24 protein-coding genes are annotated in these 22,511 nt (G+C 70.8%); 14 read left to right on the forward strand and 10 right to left on the reverse strand.

Features of this window, described 5'->3' with window-relative positions; all coding sequences use genetic code 11:
- Positions 1 to 91: 91 nt before the first annotated feature.
- Positions 92 to 646, forward strand: coding sequence for a gamma-glutamylcyclotransferase family protein (locus AB0M80_RS24525; RefSeq protein WP_364569053.1), 555 nt, complete (start codon positions 92 to 94; stop codon positions 644 to 646).
- On the opposite strand, the gene AB0M80_RS24530 is transcribed toward AB0M80_RS24525, so the two are convergent.
- Positions 624 to 2,042 carry an FAD-binding oxidoreductase gene (locus AB0M80_RS24530; RefSeq protein ID WP_364569425.1) on the reverse strand — a complete coding sequence of 473 codons (1,419 nt, stop codon included), beginning with the start codon at positions 2,040 to 2,042 and terminating at the stop codon, positions 624 to 626. The genes AB0M80_RS24525 and AB0M80_RS24530 overlap by 23 nt on opposite strands.
- A gap of 298 nt (positions 2,043 to 2,340) precedes the next feature.
- On the opposite strand from AB0M80_RS24530, the gene AB0M80_RS24535 reads away from it, so the two are divergent.
- From AB0M80_RS24535 to AB0M80_RS24560, 6 genes are all read left to right on the forward strand, one after another.
- Positions 2,341 to 2,904: a helix-turn-helix domain-containing protein gene (locus AB0M80_RS24535; protein WP_364569428.1), complete on the forward strand. Its 564-nt coding sequence runs from the start codon at positions 2,341 to 2,343 to the stop codon at positions 2,902 to 2,904.
- Positions 2,901 to 4,442 (forward strand): glycerol-3-phosphate dehydrogenase/oxidase, encoded by a 1,542-nt coding sequence (locus AB0M80_RS24540; RefSeq protein ID WP_364569056.1) that lies wholly within the window; start codon positions 2,901 to 2,903, stop codon positions 4,440 to 4,442. Before AB0M80_RS24535 ends, AB0M80_RS24540 begins: the two co-directional genes overlap by 4 nt.
- Before the next feature lie 74 nt (positions 4,443 to 4,516).
- Positions 4,517 to 4,786, forward strand: coding sequence for a helix-turn-helix transcriptional regulator (locus tag AB0M80_RS24545; RefSeq protein ID WP_364569059.1), 270 nt, complete (start codon positions 4,517 to 4,519; stop codon positions 4,784 to 4,786).
- A complete protein-coding gene (locus AB0M80_RS24550; RefSeq protein ID WP_364569062.1) occupies positions 4,783 to 5,331 on the forward strand; it encodes a DUF6498-containing protein in 549 nt (182 codons plus the stop codon). The genes AB0M80_RS24545 and AB0M80_RS24550 overlap by 4 nt, the downstream gene beginning before the upstream one ends.
- On the forward strand, positions 5,324 to 6,253 hold the full coding sequence (locus AB0M80_RS24555) for an ATP-binding cassette domain-containing protein (RefSeq protein WP_364569064.1): 930 nt from the start codon (positions 5,324 to 5,326) through the stop codon (positions 6,251 to 6,253). The genes AB0M80_RS24550 and AB0M80_RS24555 overlap by 8 nt, the downstream gene beginning before the upstream one ends.
- The gene (locus AB0M80_RS24560) at positions 6,250 to 7,440 is read left to right on the forward strand and encodes an ABC transporter permease (protein WP_364569067.1); all 1,191 of its coding nucleotides are present in this window, start codon (positions 6,250 to 6,252) and stop codon (positions 7,438 to 7,440) included. Before AB0M80_RS24555 ends, AB0M80_RS24560 begins: the two co-directional genes overlap by 4 nt.
- On the opposite strand, the gene AB0M80_RS24565 is transcribed toward AB0M80_RS24560, so the two are convergent.
- The 4 genes from AB0M80_RS24565 to AB0M80_RS24580 form a co-directional block, all read right to left on the reverse strand.
- Complete coding sequence (locus AB0M80_RS24565; RefSeq protein ID WP_364569069.1) at positions 7,441 to 8,787, reverse strand: deoxyribodipyrimidine photo-lyase; 1,347 nt, start codon at positions 8,785 to 8,787, stop codon at positions 7,441 to 7,443.
- A 109-nt stretch (positions 8,788 to 8,896) separates the two neighbouring features.
- Positions 8,897 to 10,213: a citrate synthase gene (locus AB0M80_RS24570; RefSeq protein WP_364569071.1), complete on the reverse strand. Its 1,317-nt coding sequence runs from the start codon at positions 10,211 to 10,213 to the stop codon at positions 8,897 to 8,899.
- 196 nt (positions 10,214 to 10,409) lie between these two features.
- Positions 10,410 to 11,351, reverse strand: a complete 942-nt coding sequence (locus AB0M80_RS24575; RefSeq protein ID WP_364569072.1) for a carbohydrate kinase — start codon at positions 11,349 to 11,351, stop codon at positions 10,410 to 10,412.
- Between the two features lie 41 nt (positions 11,352 to 11,392).
- Positions 11,393 to 11,974, reverse strand: coding sequence for a TetR/AcrR family transcriptional regulator (locus AB0M80_RS24580; RefSeq protein WP_364569073.1), 582 nt, complete (start codon positions 11,972 to 11,974; stop codon positions 11,393 to 11,395).
- A 161-nt stretch (positions 11,975 to 12,135) separates the two neighbouring features.
- Between AB0M80_RS24580 and AB0M80_RS24585 the strand changes: the two genes are divergently transcribed.
- The 3 genes from AB0M80_RS24585 to AB0M80_RS24595 all read left to right on the forward strand — a co-directional run bounded on the left by AB0M80_RS24585 (position 12,136) and on the right by AB0M80_RS24595 (position 14,597).
- Entirely contained in the window at positions 12,136 to 13,272 is a 1,137-nt protein-coding gene (locus tag AB0M80_RS24585; RefSeq protein WP_364569075.1) for an acyl-CoA dehydrogenase family protein, read from the forward strand.
- Between the two features lie 48 nt (positions 13,273 to 13,320).
- Positions 13,321 to 13,869, forward strand: a complete 549-nt coding sequence (locus AB0M80_RS24590; protein ID WP_364569077.1) for a Uma2 family endonuclease — start codon at positions 13,321 to 13,323, stop codon at positions 13,867 to 13,869.
- Between the two features lie 122 nt (positions 13,870 to 13,991).
- Complete coding sequence (locus tag AB0M80_RS24595) at positions 13,992 to 14,597, forward strand: Uma2 family endonuclease (RefSeq protein WP_364569080.1); 606 nt, start codon at positions 13,992 to 13,994, stop codon at positions 14,595 to 14,597.
- A gap of 48 nt (positions 14,598 to 14,645) precedes the next feature.
- Here the strand turns inward: AB0M80_RS24595 and AB0M80_RS24600 are convergent, their stop codons facing one another.
- The 3 genes from AB0M80_RS24600 to AB0M80_RS24610 are packed head-to-tail and all read right to left on the reverse strand — an operon-like array spanning position 14,646 to position 17,250.
- Positions 14,646 to 15,863 (reverse strand): amidohydrolase, encoded by a 1,218-nt coding sequence (locus AB0M80_RS24600; protein ID WP_364569083.1) that lies wholly within the window; start codon positions 15,861 to 15,863, stop codon positions 14,646 to 14,648.
- Between the two features lie 20 nt (positions 15,864 to 15,883).
- Positions 15,884 to 16,378 carry a GNAT family N-acetyltransferase gene (locus AB0M80_RS24605; RefSeq protein WP_364569086.1) on the reverse strand — a complete coding sequence of 165 codons (495 nt, stop codon included), beginning with the start codon at positions 16,376 to 16,378 and terminating at the stop codon, positions 15,884 to 15,886.
- A complete protein-coding gene (locus AB0M80_RS24610; RefSeq protein ID WP_364569089.1) occupies positions 16,345 to 17,250 on the reverse strand; it encodes an aldose 1-epimerase family protein in 906 nt (301 codons plus the stop codon). The genes AB0M80_RS24605 and AB0M80_RS24610 overlap by 34 nt, the downstream gene beginning before the upstream one ends.
- 66 nt (positions 17,251 to 17,316) lie before the next feature.
- Here AB0M80_RS24610 and AB0M80_RS24615 point away from each other — a divergent pair, with 66 nt between their 5' ends.
- From AB0M80_RS24615 to AB0M80_RS24630, 4 genes are read left to right on the forward strand one after another with little or no spacing between them, the layout of a single operon-like run.
- Positions 17,317 to 17,895 (forward strand): TetR/AcrR family transcriptional regulator, encoded by a 579-nt coding sequence (locus tag AB0M80_RS24615; protein ID WP_364569091.1) that lies wholly within the window; start codon positions 17,317 to 17,319, stop codon positions 17,893 to 17,895.
- On the forward strand, positions 17,895 to 18,731 hold the full coding sequence (locus tag AB0M80_RS24620) for an MBL fold metallo-hydrolase (RefSeq protein ID WP_364569094.1): 837 nt from the start codon (positions 17,895 to 17,897) through the stop codon (positions 18,729 to 18,731). Before AB0M80_RS24615 ends, AB0M80_RS24620 begins: the two co-directional genes overlap by 1 nt.
- The gene (locus AB0M80_RS24625) at positions 18,728 to 19,570 is read left to right on the forward strand and encodes an MBL fold metallo-hydrolase (RefSeq protein WP_364569097.1); all 843 of its coding nucleotides are present in this window, start codon (positions 18,728 to 18,730) and stop codon (positions 19,568 to 19,570) included. Before AB0M80_RS24620 ends, AB0M80_RS24625 begins: the two co-directional genes overlap by 4 nt.
- Before the next feature lie 39 nt (positions 19,571 to 19,609).
- A complete protein-coding gene (locus tag AB0M80_RS24630; RefSeq protein ID WP_364569100.1) occupies positions 19,610 to 20,626 on the forward strand; it encodes a hypothetical protein in 1,017 nt (338 codons plus the stop codon).
- Here AB0M80_RS24630 and AB0M80_RS24635 read toward each other — a convergent pair whose 3' ends face one another.
- A complete protein-coding gene (locus AB0M80_RS24635) occupies positions 20,627 to 21,181 on the reverse strand; it encodes a DUF3558 family protein (RefSeq protein ID WP_364569103.1) in 555 nt (184 codons plus the stop codon).
- 9 nt (positions 21,182 to 21,190) lie between these two features.
- On the reverse strand, positions 21,191 to 22,471 hold the full coding sequence (locus AB0M80_RS24640; RefSeq protein ID WP_364569431.1) for an MFS transporter: 1,281 nt from the start codon (positions 22,469 to 22,471) through the stop codon (positions 21,191 to 21,193).
- Positions 22,472 to 22,511: the final 40 nt, after the last annotated feature.

Here is a 22,511-nt window from a genome sequence, read left to right on the forward strand (position 1 = left end):
AAGCCCCCCTGGACCCCCCGAAAGCCGGCTGTTCACCGACGACGAGTACCCGGCCGAGCCTTACCCGGGAACGCGGCCGGGCTACTCGTTCGTGCACGTCGACGGCGTCGGGCACCCGCTCGACGCCGCTCCCGAGGGCTGGCGCGACCGGCTGGCCGTGCTGGCCTACGGCTCGAACGCGAACCCGTCGAAGATCACCTGGCTGCGCGCACGGCTCGGCCTCGAAGGCCCGGTCGTGGTGGCGCACGCGCGCTGCGCCGGGCTCGCCGCAGTGTGGGCCGCGGGCTTCCGGGTCGTCGACGACCAGCGCCCGGCCACCCTCACCGCGCTGCCGGGCGCCGAGGACCACGCCATCTGGTTCGTGACGCCGGACCAGCTGGCGGTCCTGGACCGCTGCGAGGGCCGCGGCACGCGCTACCACCTGGCGCGGTTGACCGAACCCGACATCACCCTCGAAGACGGCACGCGGCTGACCGAGGTCCACGCGTACGTCGGCGCCGCACCGATCCGCTACCCCCTGCTGGTCGACGGCGCTCCGGTGCGCACCGCCGACGTCTCGCAGACCGCAGCGGCCGGGCTTGAAGGCGTCGCCGCCGACGGCCACGGCGTGCCCTGCGAAGTGGTCACACCAGCTTTCCGGGGTTGAGGATCCCCGTCGGGTCCACGGCGGACTTGGCCGCGCGCAACACCTCGACCCCCAGGGAGCCGATCTCCGCACTCAGGTAGGGCGCGTGGTCGACGCCGACGGCGTGGTGGTGCGAGATCGTGCCCAGCCCGGTGATCGCCTCGCAGGCCGCCGCCTTCGCCCGCTGCCACTGGCCGACCGGATCGGCCTCGTCGCGCGCCGTCAGCACCGTGAAGTACAGCGACGCGCCCGTTTCGTACGCGTGCGAAACGTGGCACATGATGATCGACCGGCCCAGCGCGGCCGTCAACGCCGCGCGGACGTCGTCGCGCAGCTCGTCCACATTGGACCAGTAGGCCGCCGTCTCGAGCGTCTCGACGCAGATGCCCATGTCCAGCAGGGCGTCCCGCTGCCGGGGCCCGGCGAACCGGCCGTGCCGCCACGACTCGCCGAGCGCCTTGCCGACGCGCACGGCACCCGAGGCCTTGAGCCGCCGCGTCGTCTCACGGCGGCGCAGCGCCACGTCGTGCGCGGTGCCTTCCCAGCCGACGATGAGGAAACACGGCCGCCGCACCCCGCGTGCAGCCAGGTAGCGGCGTAGCGCCGCCGTCTTCACGCCCGCGTTCAGCGCCAGCGAGACCTCGGTTTCGTCCCCGTCGGACAGCCGGGTGACGTCGGCGAGCGCGTGGTGCTGCGCCAGGTCACGGACCGCTCCGACGCCGCCCGCCCAGCCGGGCAGCGCGTAGCCCTCGTAGCGGCGGACCGGCGGCACCGGCCGCACCCGCAGCGCGACTTCGGTGATCACGCCGAGCGTTCCCTCGCTCCCGATCGCGAGCTGGCGCAGGTCCGGCCCGGCCGCGGACGCCGGGGCGACGCCGAGCTTCCACGCCCCACGCGGGGTGGCCAGCCGCACGCCGGTCACCATGTCCTCGAACCGCCCGTAGCCCGACGACGCCTGGCCCGCCGAGCGCGTCGCCGCGAAGCCGCCGATCGTGGCGCGCTCGAACGACTGCGGGACGTGCCCGAGCGTCAAGCCGTGCCCGGCGAGCAGCCGCTCGGCCTCGGGCCCGCGAACGCCCGCCTGCAGCACGGCGATGCGCGACTCGGCGTCCACCGACACCAGCGCGTCGAGCCGCACGAGGTCCAGCGCGATCACCGACGTCTTCTCGCCACGCAGCGCCGCGACGCCGCCGACCACCGACGTGCCACCGCCGAACGGCACGACCCCGACGTCGTGCCGGACGCAGACGTCGAGAACGGCCTGGACCTCGTCCGGGCCGGCGGGGAGCACGACCGCGTCGGGCACCGGGAAGTCCGCCGAGGGCGAACGGCGCCGCAGCAGGTCCAGGTAGGACAGCCCGGTCGCCCGCGCCAACCGGGCCGAGGCGTCGACCAGCACGTTCTCCGCACCGACCACTTTCGACAACGCGGCGACTGCAGATTCGTCCAGTTTCGGTGACGGTATTTCCACCGGCAAATCGCGTGCCGGGACAGCACCGGACACCGTCGGGCCTATACGCTGTTCAAGCCACTTGGCCGCCCGCGCGGGCAGCGGGGCGGCGCCGGCGGCTTCCGCGGTCCAGGACCGGCGGAGGCGGTGGTCAATGAGAGCGTTCACGACTACAGTGTGACATATGGACGTAAAACGTCACACTACAGAGACCGCGGGTTCTTCCGCGCTCGCGGACACCCGCAACCGCCAGACGGCGACGCGTGTGGCCGATGACGTGCTGCTCGACGCCGCGCGCTCGTGCGTGCTGGCCGTCGGTGTGCGCCGCACCACACTCGCCGAAATCGCCCGCACCGCCCGCGTCAGCCGGATGACGGTCTACCGCCGCTTCCCCGACGTCCGCAGCGTGCTCGCCGCCCTGATGACCCGCGAGTTCAGCGGGTTGCTGCGCACGGCGAGCGAAGGCGGTGCCGATGCGGCGCACAGCCGCGACCGGCTCGTGCTCATCGCGTCGGCCGGGGTCCGCGCGCTCTCGAGCGACCCGCTGTTCCGCACCCTGCTCGACGTCGACCCGGAGCTCGTCCTCCCGTACATCGTGGAGCGGCTCGGCGCGACGCAGAAGTTCGCCGAACAGGCGCTGCACCAGCTCCTGGAGGCCGGCCACCAGGACGGCTCGATCCGGCGGGCGCCGGTCGCCGTGCAGTCCCGATCGGTGCTGCTGGTGGTGCAGTCGTTCGCGTTCTCGCTGCGGCCGGCCACCGCGGACGTCGACGAGGCCGCGCTGATGGCGGAGTTCACCCACGTGCTCGACGCGGCTCTGAAGCCGTGACGTCCGGCTCGCTCAACGCGCGGCGCCGCGAACGCGAGCTCGCGGAGCTGGCGTCGGGCGAGCGCGTCGACATCGTCGTGGTCGGCGGCGGCGTCACCGGCACGGGCATCGCTTTGGACGCGGCCTCGCGGGGCCTGTCGGTGGCGCTGGTCGAAGCGCACGACCTCGCGTTCGGGACGTCGCGCTGGTCGTCGAAGCTGGTGCACGGCGGCCTGCGGTACCTGGCGCACGGTGAACTCGGCTTGGCGCACGAGAGCGCCGTGGAGCGCGGGATCCTGATGACGCGCACGGCGCCGCACCTCACGCGCGCGATGCCGCAGCTGTTCCCGTTGTACCCCAGCACTTCCCGTTTCCAGGAGAGTGTGGTCGCGGCCGGCCTGCGAGCCGGCGACGTGCTCCGCCGGGCGGCGCGCACGCCGTCGTCGGTGCTGCCGCGGCCGCGCTCGATCCCTTCCGCCGAAGCTCTGGCACTGGCACCGGGGCTTGCCACGCATGGTCTGCGCGGCGCCTTACTGGCTTACGACGGCGCTTTGGTCGACGACGCCCGGCTGGTGGTTTCGCTGGCCCGCACGGCGGCGTCGTTCGGCGCGCGGATCCTGACGCGGCTGTCGGCTGTCTCGCTGTCCGCGGACCGGGTCCGGGTCCGCGACGGCGTTTCGGGCGAATCGCTGGACATCCACGCGCGCCAGGTGATCAACGCGACGGGCGTGTGGGCGGGCACGCTGACCGGCGCGGTGCGGCTGCGGCCGTCGCTCGGTTCGCACCTGGTGCTCGCGCCGGGCACGGTGCCGCTGGGGACGACGTCGGTCAACATCGGCGTGCCCGGGGAGACGAACCGGTTCGTCTTCCTGCTCCCCCAGCCGGACGGCCGGGTCTACTTGGGACTGACGGACGAGCCGATCTCCGGCCCGATCCCCGACGTGCCGGTGGTGCCCGAGTCCGATGTGGACTTCCTGCTGTCGCTGGCGTCGTCGGTGCTGTCGCGGCCGCTGACGCGCGCCGACATCGCCGGGTCGTACGCGGGGCTGCGGCCCCTGATCGAGGGCACGAGCGGCCGGTCGGCGGACCTGTCCCGCAAGCACGCGGTCCTGGCGGGTTCGGACGGGCTGCTGACGGTGGTGGGCGGCAAGCTGACGACGTACCGCCGGATGGCCGAGGACGCGGTCGACGCGGCGGTGCGGCTGGCGGAGCTGCCGGCGTCGCCCTGCCGCACGACGCGGTTGCCGCTGCTGGGCGCGGCGCCGAGGCCGTACCTGTCTCTTGTGGACGCCCCGCCCCGGCTGGTGGCCCGGTACGGCACGGAGGCGCCGCGTGTGGCGGCGCTGGGCGAGGTGGACGCGGAGTTCGCGGCCCCGGTGGCACCGGGGACCGAGATCACGGCGGCGGAGATCGTCTGGGCGGTCCGGAACGAAGGCGCGCTGGACGTGGGGGACGTGCTGGAACGCCGGACGCGGCTGGCGCTGATCCCGTCGGACGCCGAGGCAGCGGCGCCGCGCGTGGCCGAGCTTGTCGACAAGTCGCTGGCCGGCCTCGGCTGACCCCGACCACGACTCAACCGGACTTGATGTTCTCTTGAGTTGACGAGCTGTTGGGTTTTTGCAACAGTACGTCCATGAGTCCGGTCAGACGCGGCAAAGAGCTGCCGATCTACAACCGGCTTCCCGTGCTCCGCGCCGAGCGCGGGATGACCAGAGCCGCGCTCGCCAGTGCCGTCGAAGTCAACCCACAGACCATCGGCGCGCTCGAGCGGGGCGACCACTATCCGAGCCTGGACCTGGCGTTCCGGCTCTGCGCGGTGTTCGACCTGCCGGTCGAAGCGGTGTTCAGCCGCGAGCCGTTCACGCCACTGTCCACTCAGGTCTACCGCGAGGGGGGAACATGACCGAACAGCCGGGCCGGCTCGCGGCCTACTGGGAACGCCAGCTGGACAAGCTGGACGAGAACGAACGAAAGCGGGCTCAGCAGCTGCCGAGCTGGCGCACCCGGAAGCACCGCCGGGCCCTCGTCGCGGTACTGGTGCTCGCCGATCTCGCCCTGATCGCCGGCGCGGCGAATTTCACGGCCGCACCCGGCTGGGTCTTCCCGGCCTTCTGGCTGAGCGGACTGGTCGTCGGCGGATTCGCGTTCATGACCCTGCGCATCCTGACCGGGCGGATGTGCGGCAGCTTCTCCCGCCTGCTGGACGAGCGCGAGCGCGAATGGCGGCACCGCGTCACCTACATCGGTTACCAGGTGCTCAGCTACCTGATGGTGATCGCGTTCCTGTACGGCCTGATCATCGCCGACACCGAAGAAGGTGGCGTCCGCGGCGCGATGATGCTGTCCGCGCTGCTGGTCACCGGCACGACCATCCCGTCCATCGTGCTGGGCTGGGCGCTCCCGGACGACGACCCCGAGGATTTCGAGGAGGGGATGGGGAATGCCTGAGGGGAACCTGGAGATCGACCGGATCTCCAAGCGCTACGGCGCCAAGGTCGCGCTGGACGGCGTCTCGTTCGACGTCCGCGCCGGCGAGCTGTTCGGCTTCGTCGGCAGCAACGGGGCCGGCAAGACGACCACCATGCGGATCGCACTGGGGGTGCTGGCCGCCGACGGCGGCGAAGTCCGCTTCGACGGCGCGAAGGTCACGCACGAAACCCGCACGCACATCGGCTACATGCCGGAGGAACGCGGGCTGTACCCGAAGATGAAGGTGCTCGACCAGCTGGTCTACCTGGCCGAGCTGCACGGGCTGAGCGCGAACGAGGCCCACCGCAACGCGGAGAACTGGATCACCCGGCTCGGGCTGGCCGACCGCCGCAAGGACGAGGTGCAGAAGCTCAGCCTCGGCAACCAGCAGCGCGTCCAGCTGGCCGCGGCGCTGGTGCACGACCCCGCGGTGCTGGTGCTCGACGAGCCGTTCTCCGGCCTCGACCCGGTCGCCGTCGACGTGATGAGCGGGGTCCTGCGGGAGAAGGCCGCGGCGGGGGTGCCGGTGGTGTTCTCCAGCCACCAGCTCGACCTCGTCGAGCGGCTGTGCGACCGGGTCGGGATCATCCGCGGCGGCCGCATGGTCGCGGTGGGCACGGTCGCCGAACTGACCGCGGGCGCTCGCAGCAAGCTCGTCGTGACAGCTCCGGCCGCGCACCCCGGCTGGGCCGCGGACCTGCCCGGCGTGCGCGTGCTCGAGCAGCACGGCACCACCACCGTGCTCGACCTCGAACCGAGCGCGGACGACCAAGCCGTGCTCGCCGCCGCGCTGGCGACCGGGCCGGTCACCGAGTTCAGCCGCCGTCGCCGCTCGCTCACCGAGCTCTTCCGCGACGCCGTGTCCGATGGTGCCGCAGCAGACGAGGGGGAACCGCGATGAGGAAGCCGAGTGGCCACCGGGCCGTCTGGCTCGTGATGAAGCGCGAGCTGAACACGCGGCTGCGCACGAGGTCGTTCGTGGTCGGCACCGGAGTGCTGCTGGTACTGCTGCTGGGATACGTGTTCTTCCAGACCTCGCTGGCCGGTTCGTCGGGCAAGAACACGGTCGGGCTGACCGGCCAGGCGATCGGGATCGCCCGGCAGCTGCAGACCGAAGCGGCACTGTCGGGCCGCGAGATCAGCACGGTCGTCGTCACCGACCCCGCTGAGGGCCGGGCGAAGGTCGAAAACGGCGACTTCGACGCGCTCGTCTCGGGCAGCGCGGCGCAGCTGACCGCCACCTACAAGTCCTCTTTGGACGACCAGCTGCGCAGGGTGCTCGACCAGGTCGCCCAGCAGCAGGTGCTCGACGGCGTGCTGTCGTCGGCGCAGCTGGAACCCGCCGAGGTGATGGCCCGGGTCGACGGCACCCACGTGCAGGACGACGCCCTCGCACCGGAGCCCGCCGACCACACGCAGCGGCTGATCGTCGGGCTGGTCGTGGCGTTCCTGCTGTACATGAGCATCATCACCTACGGGATGATGGTCGCCCAGGGCGTCGTCGAGGAGAAGTCGAGCCGGGTGGTGGAGATCCTGCTCGCCACCGTGCGGCCGTGGCAGCTGCTGCTGGGCAAGGTGATCGGGCTCGGCCTGGTCGGGCTGACCCAGCTGGTCATCCTCGCGGCGGTGGGGCTGGGCGCCGCGGCGGTGACGGGCGTGTTCACCCTGTCCGGCTTCGCCACCGGCGCGGTGCTGTGGGGTCTGCTCTGGTACCTGCTCGGATTCCTGCTGTACGCCAGCATCTACGGCGCGCTGGGGTCGCTGGTCTCCCGGCAGGAGGACACCCAGTCGGTGGTCGGGCCGCTCAACATCGTCCTGGTCGTCGGGTTCATCGCCGGGTTCAACCTGCTCGCGCAGGACCCCGCGGGCTCGGCGACGAAGATCGTCTCGCTGATCCCGCTCCTGTCCCCGATCATCATGCCGGCCCGCATCGCGACCGGCGCGGCGGCGGGCTGGGAGATCGGGTTGTCACTCGCGCTGACCGTCGCGTTCATCGCCCTGCTCACCTGGCTGGGCGGCAAGATCTACGGCAACAGCGTGCTGCGGATCGGCAGCCGCATCAAGCTGTCGGAGGCCTTGCGCGGCTGATCACGACGTGATCTTGCCGTACCGCGCCAAGGACACCCGGCGCTCGTGGGCGTGGTCGACCATGGGTGCCGGGTAGTCCGCGGGGCGGTCCTTCAGCTGGTGGACCGCCTTTCCCGGCACCCCCCGCAGCTCGGGCACGTACTTGCGCACGTAGGCGCCTTCCGGGTCGAACTTCTCCCCCTGGGTCGTCGGGTTGAAGATGCGGAAGTACGGTGCCGCGTCGGTGCCGCAGCCCGCGACCCACTGCCAGTTCAGCTGGTTCGACGCCAGGTCGCCGTCCACGAGGTGCTTCATGAAGTGGCGGGCGCCCAGCCACCAGGGCAGGTGCAGGTCCTTCACCAGGAAGCTGGCGACGACCATCCGCACTCGGTTGTGCATCCAGCCCTCGGCGAGCAGCTGCCGCAGGCCGGCGTCCACGATCGGGTAGCCCGTCCTGCCCGCGCACCACCGCTCGAACGCCTCGCGGTCGTCGTCGTACGCCATCCCGTCGAAGCGCCGGTCGTAGTTCTCGCGCGCCGTTTCGGGGCGGTGCCAGAGGACGTCGGCGTGGAACTCGCGCCAGCAGATCTCGCTGCGCAACGACTTCGCGCCGACGCGGTCGTCACCTTCCAGATCCGCCAGGATGGTCCGCGGATGAATGCAGCCCCAGCGCAGGTACGGCGAAAGCCGGGTGGTCCCTTCCCGGTCCGGCCGGTCGCGGTCGGCGTCGTAGGTCTCGATCGGGCCGTCGAGGAAGTCGTGCCAGACGTCCAGCGCGGCTCGTTCACCCGGCTCGGGCAGCGTCGCGGAAACCTGGGGCGGCTTCGGGATCTCCAGCGAGCGCAGCGGTTCCATCCAGTCCACAACGGACGGTCCGGTGTCGGCGGGAGAGTGCCATCCGCGTGCGGTCCAGGCCCGGTAGAACGGGGTGAAGACGCGGTACGGTTCGCCGTCCGGCTTGGTGACGCGGCCCGGTGTCACGGCGTAGGGCGAACCGGTCTCGACCCACTCGATGTTGTTGCCCGCCAACGCCTTCGCGACCTCGGCGTCCCGGCGGCGGCCGTAAGGACCGGCGTCGGCGCTGACGTGCACCGCGCTCGCGCCGATCTTCTTCGCGGCCTTCACGACTTCGGCCGCCGGTTCGCCGCGCACCAGCATCAGCCGGCCGCCGAGCTGCTCGTCCAGCTTCCGCAGGCAGCCGTACATGAACGCTTCCCGGGCCGCGCCGGAGGGCTTCAGCAGGGCTTCGTCGAGGACGTACAGCGCGAGGACGTGCTTGCTGTGGCGGGACGCCTCCAGCAGCGCGGCGTGGTCGCCCAGCCGCAGGTCACGGCGGAACCACAGGACAACCGGCGCTTCTCTGGTCACGCCGCCCAACGATAAGCGCCCCGCCGTGCGGATGCACGACAGGGCGCTGTGTCAGCCGGGGCTCCGCCACTCGGAGCCCCCGAAAACCTCGACGTCAGCCGAAGGGAGCTCAGCGCTCCGACATCGGGGTGTAGTCCCGCGAGGCGTGGCCGGTGTAGATCTGCCGCGGGCGGCCGATCTTGGTGGCCGGGTCGTTGATCATCTCGCGCCAGTGCGCGATCCAGCCCGGGAGCCGGCCCAGCGCGAACAGCACCGTGAAGAACTTCGTCGGGAAGCCCAGTGCCCGGTAGATCAGGCCGGTGTAGAAGTCCACGTTCGGGTACAGCTTCCGCTCGATGAAGTAATCGTCGGAAAGCGCCGTCTCTTCGAGCTTCTTGGCGATCTCGAGCAGCTGGTCGCCGCCCTTGAGCTTGCCGAGGATCTCGTCGGCCGTGTTCTTGATGATCTTTGCGCGCGGGTCGTAGTTCTTGTAGACCCGGTGCCCGAAGCCCATCAGCTTCACGCCCTTTTCCTTGTTCTTCACCCGCTCGACGAACTTGGCGACGTCGCCGCCGTCGTTCTTGATGCCCTCGAGCATGTCGAGCACCGCCGCGTTCGCGCCGCCGTGCAGGGGGCCGAACAGGGCGTTGATGCCGGCCGAAATCGAAGCGAACAGGTTCGCCTCGGACGAGCCGACCAGGCGCACGGTCGAGGTCGAGCAGTTCTGCTCGTGGTCGGCGTGCAGGATGAACAGCAGGTCGAGCGCCTTCGCGATGTCCGGATCCACCTCGTACGGCTCGGCCGGGAAGCCGAACGTCATGCGCAGGAAGTTCTCGACCAGGCCGAGCGAGTTGTCCGGGTACAGCAGCGGCTGGCCCACGGACTTCTTGTACGCGTACGCGGCCAGGGTCGGGACCTTGGCGAGCAGCCGGATGGTGGACAGCTCCACGTTGGGCTCGTCGAACGGGTCGAGCGAGTCCTGGTAGAAGGTCGACAGCGCCGACACCGCACTGGACAGCACCGGCATCGGGTGCGCGTCGCGCGGGAAGCCGCTGAAGAACGCCTTCAGATCCTCGTGCAGCAGCGTGTGGCGCTGGATCTTCCCGGTGAAGTCGGCCAGCTGGGCCTCGGTCGGCAGTTCGCCGTAGATCAGCAGGTAGGAGACCTCGACGAAGGTCGACTTCTCGGCCAGCTGCTCGATCGGGTACCCGCGGTACCGGAGGATCCCGGCGTCACCGTCGATGTAGGCGATGGCGGACGACGCGGCACCGGTGTTGACGAAACCGGGGTCGTAGGTGATGTACCCCGTCTGCGCCAGCAGCTTCCCCAGTTCGATCCCGGGCGCGCCCTCGACCGGGTGGACGATCTTGAACTCGTGCTCGCCACTCGGCAGGGTCAGCTTCGCGGTTTCGCCGTACGCCTGCCCCGCAGTCGTCGCGTCGGACATGCAAGTCCCTCTCACGTTGGCACGGGTCGGCGGCGCCTGTACGTTTCACAGGTAGCCACGTGTTGACGCGAGGAAACACTGGCGCCTCGCTGCACACCGCCCCGCTGGGGTATGAAGAATGCCCCTCTACGCTAGTCGAGAAACCTGCCTTCGCGCAGCGGTGACGTTGCTCCTGGGGCCCCCTTTGGGACCAGGTTCACACGGTGGCCGCCATGTCGGCGGACGTGGGCGGCTCGGCGCCGCTGCGGGACACCGTGATCGACGCCGCTTTCGCGGCGAAGGTGAGAGCCTCGCGCCACGCGCCGGCGTCGAGGGAGGCCAGGTCGGCGGCCTCGTGGGTGTGCAGCCAGGCCAGCAGCGCGCCGTGGACGGTGTCGCCCGCGCCGATGGTGTCGACGACGGAGACTTTTCGCGACGGCACGTGGGCCAGCTCACCTGCGGCGGTGATCACCGAGACCCCGTCGGCGCCCCGGGTGAGCACCACGGCGTCCACACCGGACTCGATCCAGGTCTTCGCCGCGGCGACCGGATCGGCGCCTTCGGTGAGCCACGCGGCATCGTCGTCGGAGATCTTCAGCAGCCGGACGTCCGGCAGCCAGGACGCGAACCGGGCCCGGTAGGCGGCGGGGTCGGTGATGAGCGCCTCGCGGATGTTGGGGTCGAGCACGGTCAGCACGCCGCGGGCCGCCTCGCGGCGCAGCATCGCCTCGTACGCCGAGGCACCGGGCTCGAGGACCATGCCCAGCGTGCCCAATGAGAGCGCTGTCACATTTTCCGGCAGCGGACCCGGGTCCGCGACCAGCCGATCGGCGGTCCCCTCGACGTAGAACGTGTAGCGCGCGGCACCCTTCGCGTCGAGCGCCACGACGGCCAGCGTCGTCGGTTCGTCGCCGCGCTGCAGCAGCGAGGTGTCGACGGCGGAGGCGTGCAGCCGCTCGATCATCGCTTCGCCGAAGCGGTCGGTGGACACGCGCGACAGGAAGGCCGCCGGCACGCCGAGACGGCCGGCGGCCAGCGCGACGTTGTACGGGCCGCCGCCCAGCCGGGGCAGCAGCGCGCGCAACCCACCGTCCACAGTGGAATCCAGGGGGTCGCCGGGAACCAGGTCGACCAGAGCTTCTCCGCCTACGACGATCACGTGGGGAGTTTAATCAACTCCGGGCTGACAATTCCTGTCCGCTATTTGTTCAGGCCCCCGAGCAGCAGTTCCCCCAAAGCGGTGAACGCCTCGGCGTCGGACACCTCGGTCCGCTGGGCGAGCACGCCGGTCTGGATGCCTTCGATGATCAGCCCGGTCATCTCGGCCACCAGCCGGGCGTGGACGTCGCGGAACACCCCGTCGGCGACACCCCGGTCGATGAACTGCCGGAGCCGCTTCGCGGCGAACCGGCTGTTGAGCTGGTAGGCCTCGCGGGCCGGGCCGAATTCGGCGAGGTCGCGCATGAAGGTCGCGGACGCCCGGTTGAGGTGCTCGGCGACGCCGGCCAGGTACTCCCCGATGAGCTTGCGGGCGTCGTCGATCCCGGCGATGCGCTCCTCGATCCGCTCCGCGGCGCCCCGGAAGAACTGGGTGACGACCCTGACGGCGAGCTGCTCCTTGCTGGGCGCGAGGGCGTAGAGCGTCGATTTCGAGCAGCGCAGGCGCCCGGCGAGGTCGTCCAGCGTGAAGGCGGCGAAGCCCTCGGCCAGGAAGAGCGCCTCGAGGTCGCCGAGCAGGGCGCGCTGACGGGCGGTCGGCCGGCGGCGGGGTTCGGGGCGCATCGGCTCACTATCTCCTACGTTTTCCGGCCACCCCAGGCCTGTCGTACTGTACTCTAAGCGGACCCACAGTACTGTTTTCAGTACGGTGTCAGTCCGGAGCTTCGCCCCGGGCCGGGGCTCCGCCACCCGGAACCCCCAAAAGACACGGTTGGAGGACAACGATGCCCGCCGAACGCCTGCTCCCCGACGCGGAAGCCGAGGACCTGGTCGCTCTGGCCACGGAGATCGCGCGCGACGAACTCGCGCCCCGCGCGGCGGCGGCCGAGGAGGCCGAGCAGTTCCCCCGCGAGCAGTTCCGCCTGCTGGGCAAGTCCGGGCTGCTGGGCCTGCCGTACGCGGAGCGCTGGGGCGGCGGCGACCTGCCGTACGAGGTGTACCTGCAGGTCCTGGAGGAGATCGCGGCGGCGTGGATGACGGTCGGCGTCGGGCTGTCGGTGCACACGATGTCCTGCTACGCGCTGGCGGAGTACGGCACCGACGAGCAGCGCGACCAGTGGCTGCCGGACATGCTCGAAGGCTCGCTCCTGGGCGCGTACGCGCTGTCGGAGACGCAGGCGGGCTCGGACGCGGCAGCGCTTTCGACGCGCGCGCGTCTCGACGGCTCGGACTACGTCGTCAACGGCACCAAGGCGTGGATCACGCACGCGGGCGTCGCGGACTTCTACACGACGATGGTCCGCACGGGACCGGACGAGATCTCCTGCCTGCTGGTCGATGGGGCCACTGAAGGTTTGTCCGCGGCCCCACGCGAACGGAAGATGGGCCTCACCGGGTCGCCGACCGCCCAGATGATCTTCGAGAACGCCCGTGTTCCCTCTTCGCGCCTGCTGGGCTCGGCGGGCGACGGGCTGCGGATCGCGCTGTCGTCGCTGAGCTCGGGCCGGCTGGGAATCGCGGCGTGCGCGGTGGGCCTGGCGCAGGCGGCCCTGGACGAAGCGGTGGCGTACGCGAAAGAGCGCTCGCAGTTCGGCCGCCCGATCATCGAATTCCAGGGGATCGAGTTCCTCCTGGCCGACATGGCGGCGACGGTGGAGGCGTCCCGGGCGCTGTACCTGGACGCGGCCCGCCGGCGTGACCGGGGGATGCCGTTCAAGCGGCAGGCGTCGATCGCGAAGCTGGTGGCCACCGACGGCGCGATGAAGGTGACGACGGACGCGGTCCAGGTGCTCGGCGGGGCCGGGTACACGCGGGACTTCCCGGTGGAGCGGTACATGCGGGAGGCGAAGGTGCCGCAGATCTTCGAAGGGACGAACCAGATCCAGCGGGTCGTCATCGCCCGGGAGCTGAAGAACGCGTAGCCGGTCGAGGGAACGGTGTCACGCGACGGGGACAGCTACCGTGGCGATATGCCCGGTCATCTGCTGACCATCGAGGAATACGCGGCGCTCGACGGCACCGGCTTCACCGAGCTGGTGGAAGGCCGCGTGGTGACCTCGCCCGGCTCCGGCCGGAGACACGACGTGGCCGTGTGCCTGCTGGCCGGCCAGCTCGAACGGCAGCTGCCGCGCGGGCTCGCGTTCGTCGTCCGCAACGACCTGGACCTGTGCCTGGCGCCGGACGGCGAACCCGGCTTCGCCCGGCGGCCGGACTTGCTCGTCGTCGGCCGGGCCGCGCTCGCCCGCGGGGACGGTCTGTTCCGGGCCGACGAGGTGCTGATCGTCGCCGAAATCGTGGCACCGGACTCGAAACGCACCGACTACCAGGTGAAGCACGACGAATACGCCGACGCGGGGATCCCGCACTACTGGATCGTCGACACCAGTGAGCCGGTCTCCCTCGTCGCCTGCCACCGAGCCGGGGAACCCGGCTACCAGGACGCCCCAGCGGTCACCGGCACCTTCACCACCGACGTCCCGTTCCCGGTCGAGATCGACCTCGACGCCCTGGTCTCCTGAAACAGACGGGCAGCATGCGATTCATCCCGCCGAGGGAAAGGTGTCACACGCTTGGTACAGATACGGTTACTCTTGGTTGCACCTGAGCCGTGAGACAATGCCGGGCGACGTGAGGAGCCGCTGTGATTGCACTTCCCAAGCCGGGCGCTACTCGACGGTGGGAGATCCCGGATCACCTGCTGACGATCGAGGAGTACGCGGCGCTCGGTGAAACCGACACAGGTTTCACCGAACTCGTGGAAGGCCGCGTCGTAATGTCCCCCAGCCCCATCGCCGATCACAACATCGTGGTGTTCGAACTCGGACAGCAACTTGCCGGGCAGATGCCAAGCCACCTCCGCGTTCTGCCCGAAACCGATGTGAACCTCGGCTTGGCACCCGCGGGCAAACCCGGTTTTTCCCGACGCCCGGACCTGCTCATCGTCGAAAGAGCGGGGATTGCCCGGACTCGACGAGACGGTGCCATGCTGCGAGCGGAAGAAATAGCCGTTGTCATCGAAATCGTTTCACCCGGGTCGAAGCGCACCGACTACCACGTGAAGCACGACGAGTACGCCGACGCAGGCATCCCGCACTACTGGATCGTGGACATAACCGAGCCGGTCTCTTTGGTCGCCTGCCACCAAGCCGGCGAGTTCGGCTACCTGGACGCGTCCGCGGTCACCGGCACCTTCGCCACCGACGTCCCGTTCCCGGTCAAAATCGACCTGAACGCGCTCCTCGACTGATCGGGCAGCACGCCGGAACCGCCCGGTTACCGGCGTGCCGCCCGAAACTCAGCGGGCCTCGCGGTACCGACGGTCCTTCGACACGCCTTCGCCCAGCGACTCGTCGAAGTGGTACACCTCGTCGCCCCGGACGAACACCCGCAGCGCGCGGTTCATCACGTCCAGCGGGTCACCCGACCACAGCACCACGTCGGCGTCCAGGCCCGGCTTCAGGGAGCCGATCCGGTCGTCCAGGCCCAGCATCGACGCCGGGTTGATGGTCAGCGAACGCAACGCCGTCACCGGGTCGAGGCCGTCCTTCACCGCCAGGGCCGCCTGGTAGACCAGGAAGTTGATCGGGATCACCGGGTGGTCCGTCGTGATCGCGATCTGCACGCCGGCGCGGGCCAGGATGCCCGCCGACCGCAGCGTGCGGTTGCGCAGCTCGACCTTCGACTTCGTGGTGAACAGCGGGCCCAGGATCACCGGCACCTCGCGCTCGGCCAGCAGGTCAGCGATCAGGTGGCCCTCGGTGCCGTGGTTGATCACCAGCTTGTAGCCGAACTCGTCGGCCAGCCGGATCGCCGTCACGATGTCGTCCGCGCGGTGGACGTGCTGGTCCCAGTACAGCTCGCCGTCGAGGACCTTCGACAGCGTCTCCAGCGTCAGGTCCACCTCGTGCGGCTTGCCCTCGGCCTCCGCGTGCGCCCGCTTCGCCTGGTAGTTGCGGGCCTTGGTGAACGCCTCGCGCAGGATCGCCGCGACCCCCAGCCGCGTCGACGGCGTCTGCTTCTTGTCCCCGTACACGCGCTTCGGGTTCTCGCCGAGCGCACTCTTCACGCTGACGTGCTCCGCGAACGTCATGTCCAGGATGCTGCGGCCCCAGGTCTTGACGCCGATCGTCTGGCCGCCGATCGGGTTGCCCGAGCCGGGCTTGATGACGACGCTCGTCACGCCGCCCGCCAGCGCGTCGTCGAAGCCGGGCTCGTACGGGTCGATGCCGTCGACGGCGCGGAAGCGGGCGCCGTTCGGGTCGGTCATCTCGTTGGTGTCGTTGCCGGCCCAGCCCTCGCCGTCCTCGTGCACGCCGAGGTGGGCGTGGGCGTCGAAGAAGCCGGGCAGCACCCAGGTGCCCGCCGCGTCGACCAGCTCGGCGTCCTCCGGGATGTCGACGTCGGCCTGGGTACCGACCGCGACGATCCGGCCGCCGTCGATGAGTACCGTGCCGCCGTCGATGGGATCACCGTCGATGGGGACGACGTAGCCCCCGACAATTGCCTTCGCCATAGTTCGCCACGCTAACGAACTCACCCAGGGGCGTGCACGCGGGCCTTCTCCAAGTGCACCAGTTCGTGATTGTGCTCCGGCGTCCGGTGCGTCTCCCGGTAGCCGTGCTTGGCGTACAGGTGCAGCGGTCCGACGCTCTTCGAGCCCGTGAACAGCCGGAACACCGTCACCGGCGCAGGCGCCAGCTCCTCCACCGCGCGCAGCAACGCCCCGCCCAGGCCGTCGCCCTGCCGGTCCGGCGCCACCACCAACCGGCCGATGACGCCGACCTTCCCGGTGACCGTCAGCCGCACCGACGCGACCAGCCGCCCCGACTCGCGGATTCCCCACGAAAGACTCTCGAGCGCCGCCCGGGTCTCTTCGAGGGTTTCCAGCAGCGGCGGCAGGTCGAAGTCGGCGTGCGCACGAGCCTCGGTGACGTACGCGGCGCGTTGCAGCGTCAGCACTTCGCCCGCGTCGGCGACGCCCAGGCGAAGCGGCTTCACCGGACTCGGATGCCCCAGCTGCCCGACCACGACGTCGCCAGCTCGAGCTCGATCAGGTCGGTGCCGGTGTTGAGCGCGTCGGCCGGGCAGGTCATCGGCTCGATCGCGACGGCCCGGCCGCGGCCGACGAGGTCGTCCGGGGTGAACACCTGCGCCCAGCGGAAGTCGGGGCCCGTCCAGACCAGCAGCTCCTGGTCGCCGTGGGCGAGAACGACGTGGTGCAGGCCGTCCCCGGCGGCGGTCAGACCGCCGAACGCCGTGTCCAGGTTGACGCCTTCCAGCACCCGGCCGGCGCGGAAGTCGTACTCCGTGCCCTCGACGTCCTGTTCCGGCGCGTACGGCATCTGCTCGTCGGGGAGGGACGGCCGGACGCGGCTCGCCGGCAGGGTGAGGGTCAGCTCGTCGGTCGGGACGTCGCCGATCCGGAAGTACGGGTGCGTGCCGACGCCGACGCCGATCGGCTGCTCGCCTTCGTTGCGGATCTCGTGGGTGACGGTCAGTTCGCGCGGCGCGAGCTCGTAGGTCACGGTCGCGCGCAGGGGCACCGGCCAGCCCGGCTGCGCCTCGACGTCGACGGCGAGGGTGATCGACGACTCCGCGTGCTCCAGCAGCTCCCACTCGAGGTGGCGGGTCAGGCCGTGGATGGCGTTGCCGCGCGCCTCCTCGGTGATCTCCAGTTGCTGCTGCTCACCCTGGAACGTCCACTGGCCGCCCTTGGTCCGGTTCGGCCAGGGCAGCAGCACCTGCCCGGCGCCCTTCGGCGGGTTCGCGTCTTCGGGGAACTCCTCGACGTACGGCACGCCGCCGACTTCGAACGCGCGCAGCCCGGCACCGATTTCGGTGACGACGGCGCGCGCGTTGCCGCGGGTGATCTCGAACTGCTGACCGGTCGGGTTGCCCATGCGCACGACTTTACCGATTCCCGAAATCACTAGACCGGTCGTCATAGTTTGGGCTAAGGTCGGGGCATGGTTCGCCGCACCGACACGCGGCAGCGGATGCTCGACACCGCCGCCGACCTGTTCCAAACGCAGGGCTACCACGCCACCGGCCTCACGCAGCTGACGACGGCCGGCGGCGCACCGAAGGGGTCGCTCTACTTCCATTTCCCCGGCGGCAAGGAGCAACTCGCCGCCGAGGCCGTCCGGCTGTCGAGCGAGCGCACCGGCGCCCTCCTCGAGGCCATCCTGAACGACGCACCCGACCCCGCGACCGGGATCGACCGCGCCGTCGACGCACTCGCGAGCTTCCTCACCGAGTCGGACTTCCAGCGTGGTTGTCCACTCGCGACGGTGGCACTGGACGCCGCCGCGGCGAGCGAACCCATCCGGGAGGCCTGCGCCGACGGCTATGCGTCCTGGCACAGCGTCCTGGGCGGATACCTCGCCGCACAAGGTCTTTCCGCCGAGCGCGCCGACGAACTCGCCACCGTCGCGCTCGCCGCGATCGAAGGCGGGCTGCTGCTGGCCCGCACCCGCCGTGACCTCGCGCCGCTGCGCGCCGTCGCCACCCACCTGCACGCCACCCTCGACCGGGAGTTCTCCTGATGCGCGTCCACCACCTGAACTGCGGCACCCTGCGGCCGCTCGGCGGCAAGCTCGTCGACGGCAGGCCGGGCCTGTTCCGGCGCGCCACCATGGTCTGCCACTGCCTGCTCCTCGAAACCGACACCGGTCTGGTGCTCGTCGAGACCGGGATGGGCACACCGGCCGCTGTCGACCGGAACGCCTGGCTGGGCGCCGGGTTCGTCCGCCAGTCCAATCCGATCGCCGATCCGGCGCAGACCGCGATCGCCCAGATCCGCGCGCTCGGCTTCGACCCGGCGGACGTCCGCGACATCGTGCTGACCCACCTCGACCTCGACCACGCCGGCGGGCTGATCGATTTCCCGTGGGCGCGTGTGCACGTCTACGCCGAAGAGCTGCGGGCATTCCAGGAACCGCGCGACGCCGCCGAACGCGGCCGGTACCGCAGGATCCAGTTCGCCCACGGTCCGCAATGGACGTCCTATGCGGACACCGGCGAGCCGTGGTTCGGCTTCGACGCCGTCCGGCCGCTCGACGGCCTGCCGCCGGAGATCCTGCTGATCCCGCTCTCCGGGCACACTCGCGGGCACGCCGGGGTCGCCGTCGACACCGGGCACGGCTGGCTGCTCAACGCCGGTGACTCGTACTTCTTCCACGGCCAGGTCGCCCCCGCCGCGCCGCACTGCCCGCCGGGCCTGAAGTGGTTCGAGGGCCGAATGGAAACGGTCGGTGGCGCCCGGCTGGACAATCACCGCCGCCTGCGCCAGCTTGTGCAGGAGCACGGCGACGAGGTCACCGTCTTCGCCGCGCACGACGAGACCGAGTTCCTCCGGCTGAGCACCAGGAGCAGCGTATGAAGGTGCACCACCTGAACTGCGGGACGATGCGGCCGCCCGCCGGCAAGCTGCTCGACGGCGAGCCCGGCCTGCTGCGGCGGGCGGAGCTGGTCGCCCACTGCCTGCTGATCGAGACCGGCGACAGCCTGGTGCTGGTCGACACCGGGTTCGGCAGCCAGGCCGTGGCGCGGCCCGGCGAGTGGCTGGGCCGGCCGTTCATGGCGCTGGTCGGCGCGCGGGTCGAGGCCGCCGAGACGGCCGTCGCGCAGATCGAGGCCCTGGGCCTCGACCCGGCCGACGTCCGGCACATCGTGATGACGCACCTCGACGTCGACCACGCGGGCGGGCTGGCGGACTTCCCGAACGCCGTCGTGCACGTCCGGGCCGAGGAGCACCGGGCCGCGTCGTCGCCCGCGAACGCCGGGGAAAAGTACCGCTACCGCAGGGCGCAGTTCGCGCACCGCCCGCTGTGGAGCACGTACGACGGGGCGGGCGAGCCGTGGTTCGGCTTCGAGGCGGTCCGCTCGCTGAAGGGCCTGCCGGAGGAGATCCTGCTGGTCCCGCTCAGCGGCCACACCCTCGGCCACACGGGCGTGGCGATCGACACCGGCGACGGCTGGCTGCTGCACGCCGGCGACGCGTACTTCTTCCACGGCCAGCTGGATCCGGTGGCCCCGCACTGCCCGCCGGGCCTGACGGCGTTCCAGAACATCGTCCAGACACTGCGTCGGCCGAGGCTGGAGAACCTGGCGCGCCTGCACGAACTGGCGCGGGACCACCAGGACGAGGTGACGGTGTTCTCGGCGCACAGCCCGGTCGAGCTGGCCGCGCTGCGCCGCCGATCTCCGGGAACCGAATGATCTTCCGCCCCGTCTGAACCGCCGACGACAGGAGGTTCGATGGTGGCGAAGATGCGCTGGTGCGTGGCCGTGGTCGGTGTGGTGGCCGCGCTGACGACGGCGTGCGGGAGCGACCCGGCCCCGCGCCCGGCCGGGGCCGCGGTATCGGAAGTGGCGTCGCTCGATCTCTCGGGCGTCGTGCTGCTGCAGCACCAAGGCGAGACCGGCCTCGACGAAGTCGCCTTCGCCGACCCGGCGACCGGCGCCGTCAAGACGGTCCTGCCGCTGCCCGGCCGGGACACTTCGCTGTTCCGCTTCGGCAAACCCACCTCGAAACTCGACCTCATCTCCCCGGACGGGCAGTACGCCACGCTCGAGACCGACGAGGGCGTCGACGTGTTCCGGCTCAACGCCACCGACCGGCGGTACGAGCGCACCGGCTCGGTACCCGCCCCGGAGCGGACGATGAGCGAGAAGGCGTCGCGGTTCCGGAACCCGCGGTTCGGCCCGGCCGGGTCGAAGCTGTACTTCGACGACGACAAGGCGGTGTACTCCGTCGACTACTCGCAGCTCGGGGCCCCGGTGAAGGAAGCCGACATCGTGCCCAACGGTCACTCCGACCAGCACATCCGGGACTGGTGGCTCGGCCCGAAGAACGAGGTGCTGACCTGGCGGGACGCCCGGCGCGCGGGAGACGAGCTGTCCTACCTGACCGATTCGTCGGGCGCGATCGCCTATGCGGTCTACGACGAGCCCGGAGCCACCTACCAATTCGTCGCCGCGCTCGACGCCACGACCACGCTGATGTCCGCCGTCATCGGCTCGGACGAGCACGGCGTGCTGATGCGCCTGACGCTCGACGGCGGAACGCCTCGGTTGACCAAGCTCGTCGAGAAGTCCGAGCCGATGATCGTCAAAGCGGCCGCCGCGCCGGACAAGACGACGGTGCTCTACCAGACCGACGAGGGCGAGTGGTTCGCCTCGCCGGTCACGCCGGGCGCGATCGCGCGACCCGCGTTCCCGCAGCTGCCGCCCGCCGGAACGCTGTCGGAGCGCCGGCTCGTCGGCTGGGCTTGATCAGCCGGCGTCGATGGCCTGCTTGACGAGCGGGGCGAGCTGCTCCGGCGTCATCTTCGCCGGACCGGTGTAGTTGATCAGCACCGGAGTGCCCGACACCAGCTCGGCCGAGGCGAGCGTCGCCGTCTTCTGGTTGTCGACGTAGTAGACGGCGCCGTCCGCGAAGCCCGGGACGTCCTGCGCGCCCGGCTTCGCCTTCTTGATCGCCGCCAGCATCTCGGCGGGCTTTCCCTGGCGGCCCTCGAAGCGGGTCACCGCGAGCGCGCCGGCGGCCTTGCCGTCCACCTGGTACTCGCAGCTGCGCGCCTTGCCGCCGTTGGCCGTGGTGTCCTGGACCGGCCCCGGCACCGCCTTGAGGTTGTCCAGGAACAGCGCCTTCGAGACGGCCGCCGCGGGGAGCAGCACGCACGGGTCCAGCGACGCGGCGGCGGCGTTCGAGCTGGGCGCGGGCTTGGGGGCGGACTTGGACGTCGAAGGTGCCTTCGACGGTTCGTCCCCCGAGGAGCAGGCGGTCAACGCGGCAAAGGCGACAAAAACGACGGCGAGCGTACGCATGCCCGCACCCTAACCCGGAACGGCTTCCTCCGTCGGAGCCCGGTACCGCCAGAACGCCGGGAGCAGGAACATCGACGCGCACACCAGCACGATCACCAGCAGGCCGCCGACGCTCGCTGCGGCTGCCGTGCCGAAGGCGGCCGCGCCCCAGCCGTGGGTGACGTCGGCGATCCGGGGACCGCCGGCGACCACCACGGTGAAGACGCCCTGGAGCCGGCCGCGCATCTCGTCGGTGGTCGCGACCTGCAGGATCGCCATCCGGTAGACGGCGCTGACCATGTCCGCGGCGCCGGCCAGCGCCATGAAGACGACGGCGAGCCACAGCGAGTGCGCGAGCCCGAACGCGGCCACCGCCGCGCCCCACGCGCAGATCGCCACGACGACCGCGACGCCTTGGCGGTGGATGCGCGTCAGCCAGCCGGAGAAGAGCCCGATCAGCATCGCTCCCGCGGGCAGGGCGGCGTAGAGCCAGCCGAGCGCGGGGCCACCGCCGGGCGGGTCGCCGAACGTGCGCTCGGCCATCTCCGGGATCAGCGCCCGCGGCATCCCGAAGACCATCGCGATGATGTCGGCGACGAAGGAGGCCAGCAGGATCTTCTGCTTGGCGAGGTACTTGAAGCCGTCGAGGACATCACCGAGGCCGGCCCGGCGTGACGGGCCGTTGAGCGGCGGGATCGACGGCAGCCGCCAGACGGCGAAGAGCGTGATCGTCAGGGCGACGACGTCGATCAGGTAGAGGGTGGAGAGGCCGAGGACCGGGATCAGCGCGCCGGCGAGCAGCGGGCCGAAGACCGCGCCGAAGGTCGACATGGTGGTGTTGAGGGCGTTCGCCGACGGCAGCAGTTCCGCGGGCACGAGCCGCGCGACGACGGCGCCGCGCGTGGGCATGTTGATCGCGAAGAAGGCCTGGTTGATCGCCAGCAGGCCGAGGACCAGCCAGACGGACCCGAAGTTCAGGAACGCCTGCAGCCAGAGCAGCGCGGAGGTGATGGCGACACCGACGTTGGTGACGAAGAGCAGCTTCCGCCGATCGACGGCATCGGCGACGGCGCCGCCCCAGAGCCCGAAGATCAGCAACGGCACGAGCGCGACGAGCCCGGTGAGGCCGACGTAGGCGGAGGACCCGGTGAGGTCGAAGACCTGCTTGGGCACGGCGACGGCGGTCAGCTGCGTCCCGACGGCGGTGACCACAGTGGACAGCCAGAGCCGCCGGAAGGCCGGGATCTTCAGCGGCCGGGTGTCGACGATGATGCGGCCGAGAAGCCCGCGAACGCCCGAACGGGGCGGCATGGTCCCCGGATCACCAGTCACGACACATCAGCTTAGCGGG

Source organism: Amycolatopsis sp. NPDC051045 (genome assembly GCF_040682955.1).
Classification (GTDB): Bacteria; Actinomycetota; Actinomycetes; order Mycobacteriales; family Pseudonocardiaceae; genus Amycolatopsis.

Bases quoted from the DNA above. Each gene is read 5' to 3' on its own strand.
- AB0M80_RS24545 (WP_364569059.1), top strand. From the start codon at position 4,517: ATGAGTCCGGTCAGACGCGGCAAAGAGCTGCCGATCTACAACCGGCTT.
- AB0M80_RS24550 (WP_364569062.1), top strand. From the start codon at position 4,783: ATGACCGAACAGCCGGGCCGGCTCGCGGCCTACTGGGAACGCCAGCTG.
- AB0M80_RS24555 (WP_364569064.1), top strand. From the start codon at position 5,324: ATGCCTGAGGGGAACCTGGAGATCGACCGGATCTCCAAGCGCTACGGC.
- AB0M80_RS24560 (WP_364569067.1), top strand. From the start codon at position 6,250: ATGAGGAAGCCGAGTGGCCACCGGGCCGTCTGGCTCGTGATGAAGCGC.
- AB0M80_RS24570 (WP_364569071.1), bottom strand. From the start codon at position 10,213: ATGTCCGACGCGACGACTGCGGGGCAGGCGTACGGCGAAACCGCGAAG.
- AB0M80_RS24580 (WP_364569073.1), bottom strand. From the start codon at position 11,974: ATGCGCCCCGAACCCCGCCGCCGGCCGACCGCCCGTCAGCGCGCCCTG.
- AB0M80_RS24585 (WP_364569075.1), top strand. From the start codon at position 12,136: ATGCCCGCCGAACGCCTGCTCCCCGACGCGGAAGCCGAGGACCTGGTC.
- AB0M80_RS24590 (WP_364569077.1), top strand. From the start codon at position 13,321: ATGCCCGGTCATCTGCTGACCATCGAGGAATACGCGGCGCTCGACGGC.
- AB0M80_RS24600 (WP_364569083.1), bottom strand. From the start codon at position 15,863: ATGGCGAAGGCAATTGTCGGGGGCTACGTCGTCCCCATCGACGGTGAT.
- AB0M80_RS24610 (WP_364569089.1), bottom strand. From the start codon at position 17,250: ATGGGCAACCCGACCGGTCAGCAGTTCGAGATCACCCGCGGCAACGCG.
- AB0M80_RS24615 (WP_364569091.1), top strand. From the start codon at position 17,317: ATGGTTCGCCGCACCGACACGCGGCAGCGGATGCTCGACACCGCCGCC.
- AB0M80_RS24620 (WP_364569094.1), top strand. From the start codon at position 17,895: ATGCGCGTCCACCACCTGAACTGCGGCACCCTGCGGCCGCTCGGCGGC.
- AB0M80_RS24625 (WP_364569097.1), top strand. From the start codon at position 18,728: ATGAAGGTGCACCACCTGAACTGCGGGACGATGCGGCCGCCCGCCGGC.
- AB0M80_RS24630 (WP_364569100.1), top strand. From the start codon at position 19,610: ATGGTGGCGAAGATGCGCTGGTGCGTGGCCGTGGTCGGTGTGGTGGCC.
- AB0M80_RS24635 (WP_364569103.1), bottom strand. From the start codon at position 21,181: ATGCGTACGCTCGCCGTCGTTTTTGTCGCCTTTGCCGCGTTGACCGCC.
- AB0M80_RS24640 (WP_364569431.1), bottom strand. From the start codon at position 22,471: ATGCCGCCCCGTTCGGGCGTTCGCGGGCTTCTCGGCCGCATCATCGTC.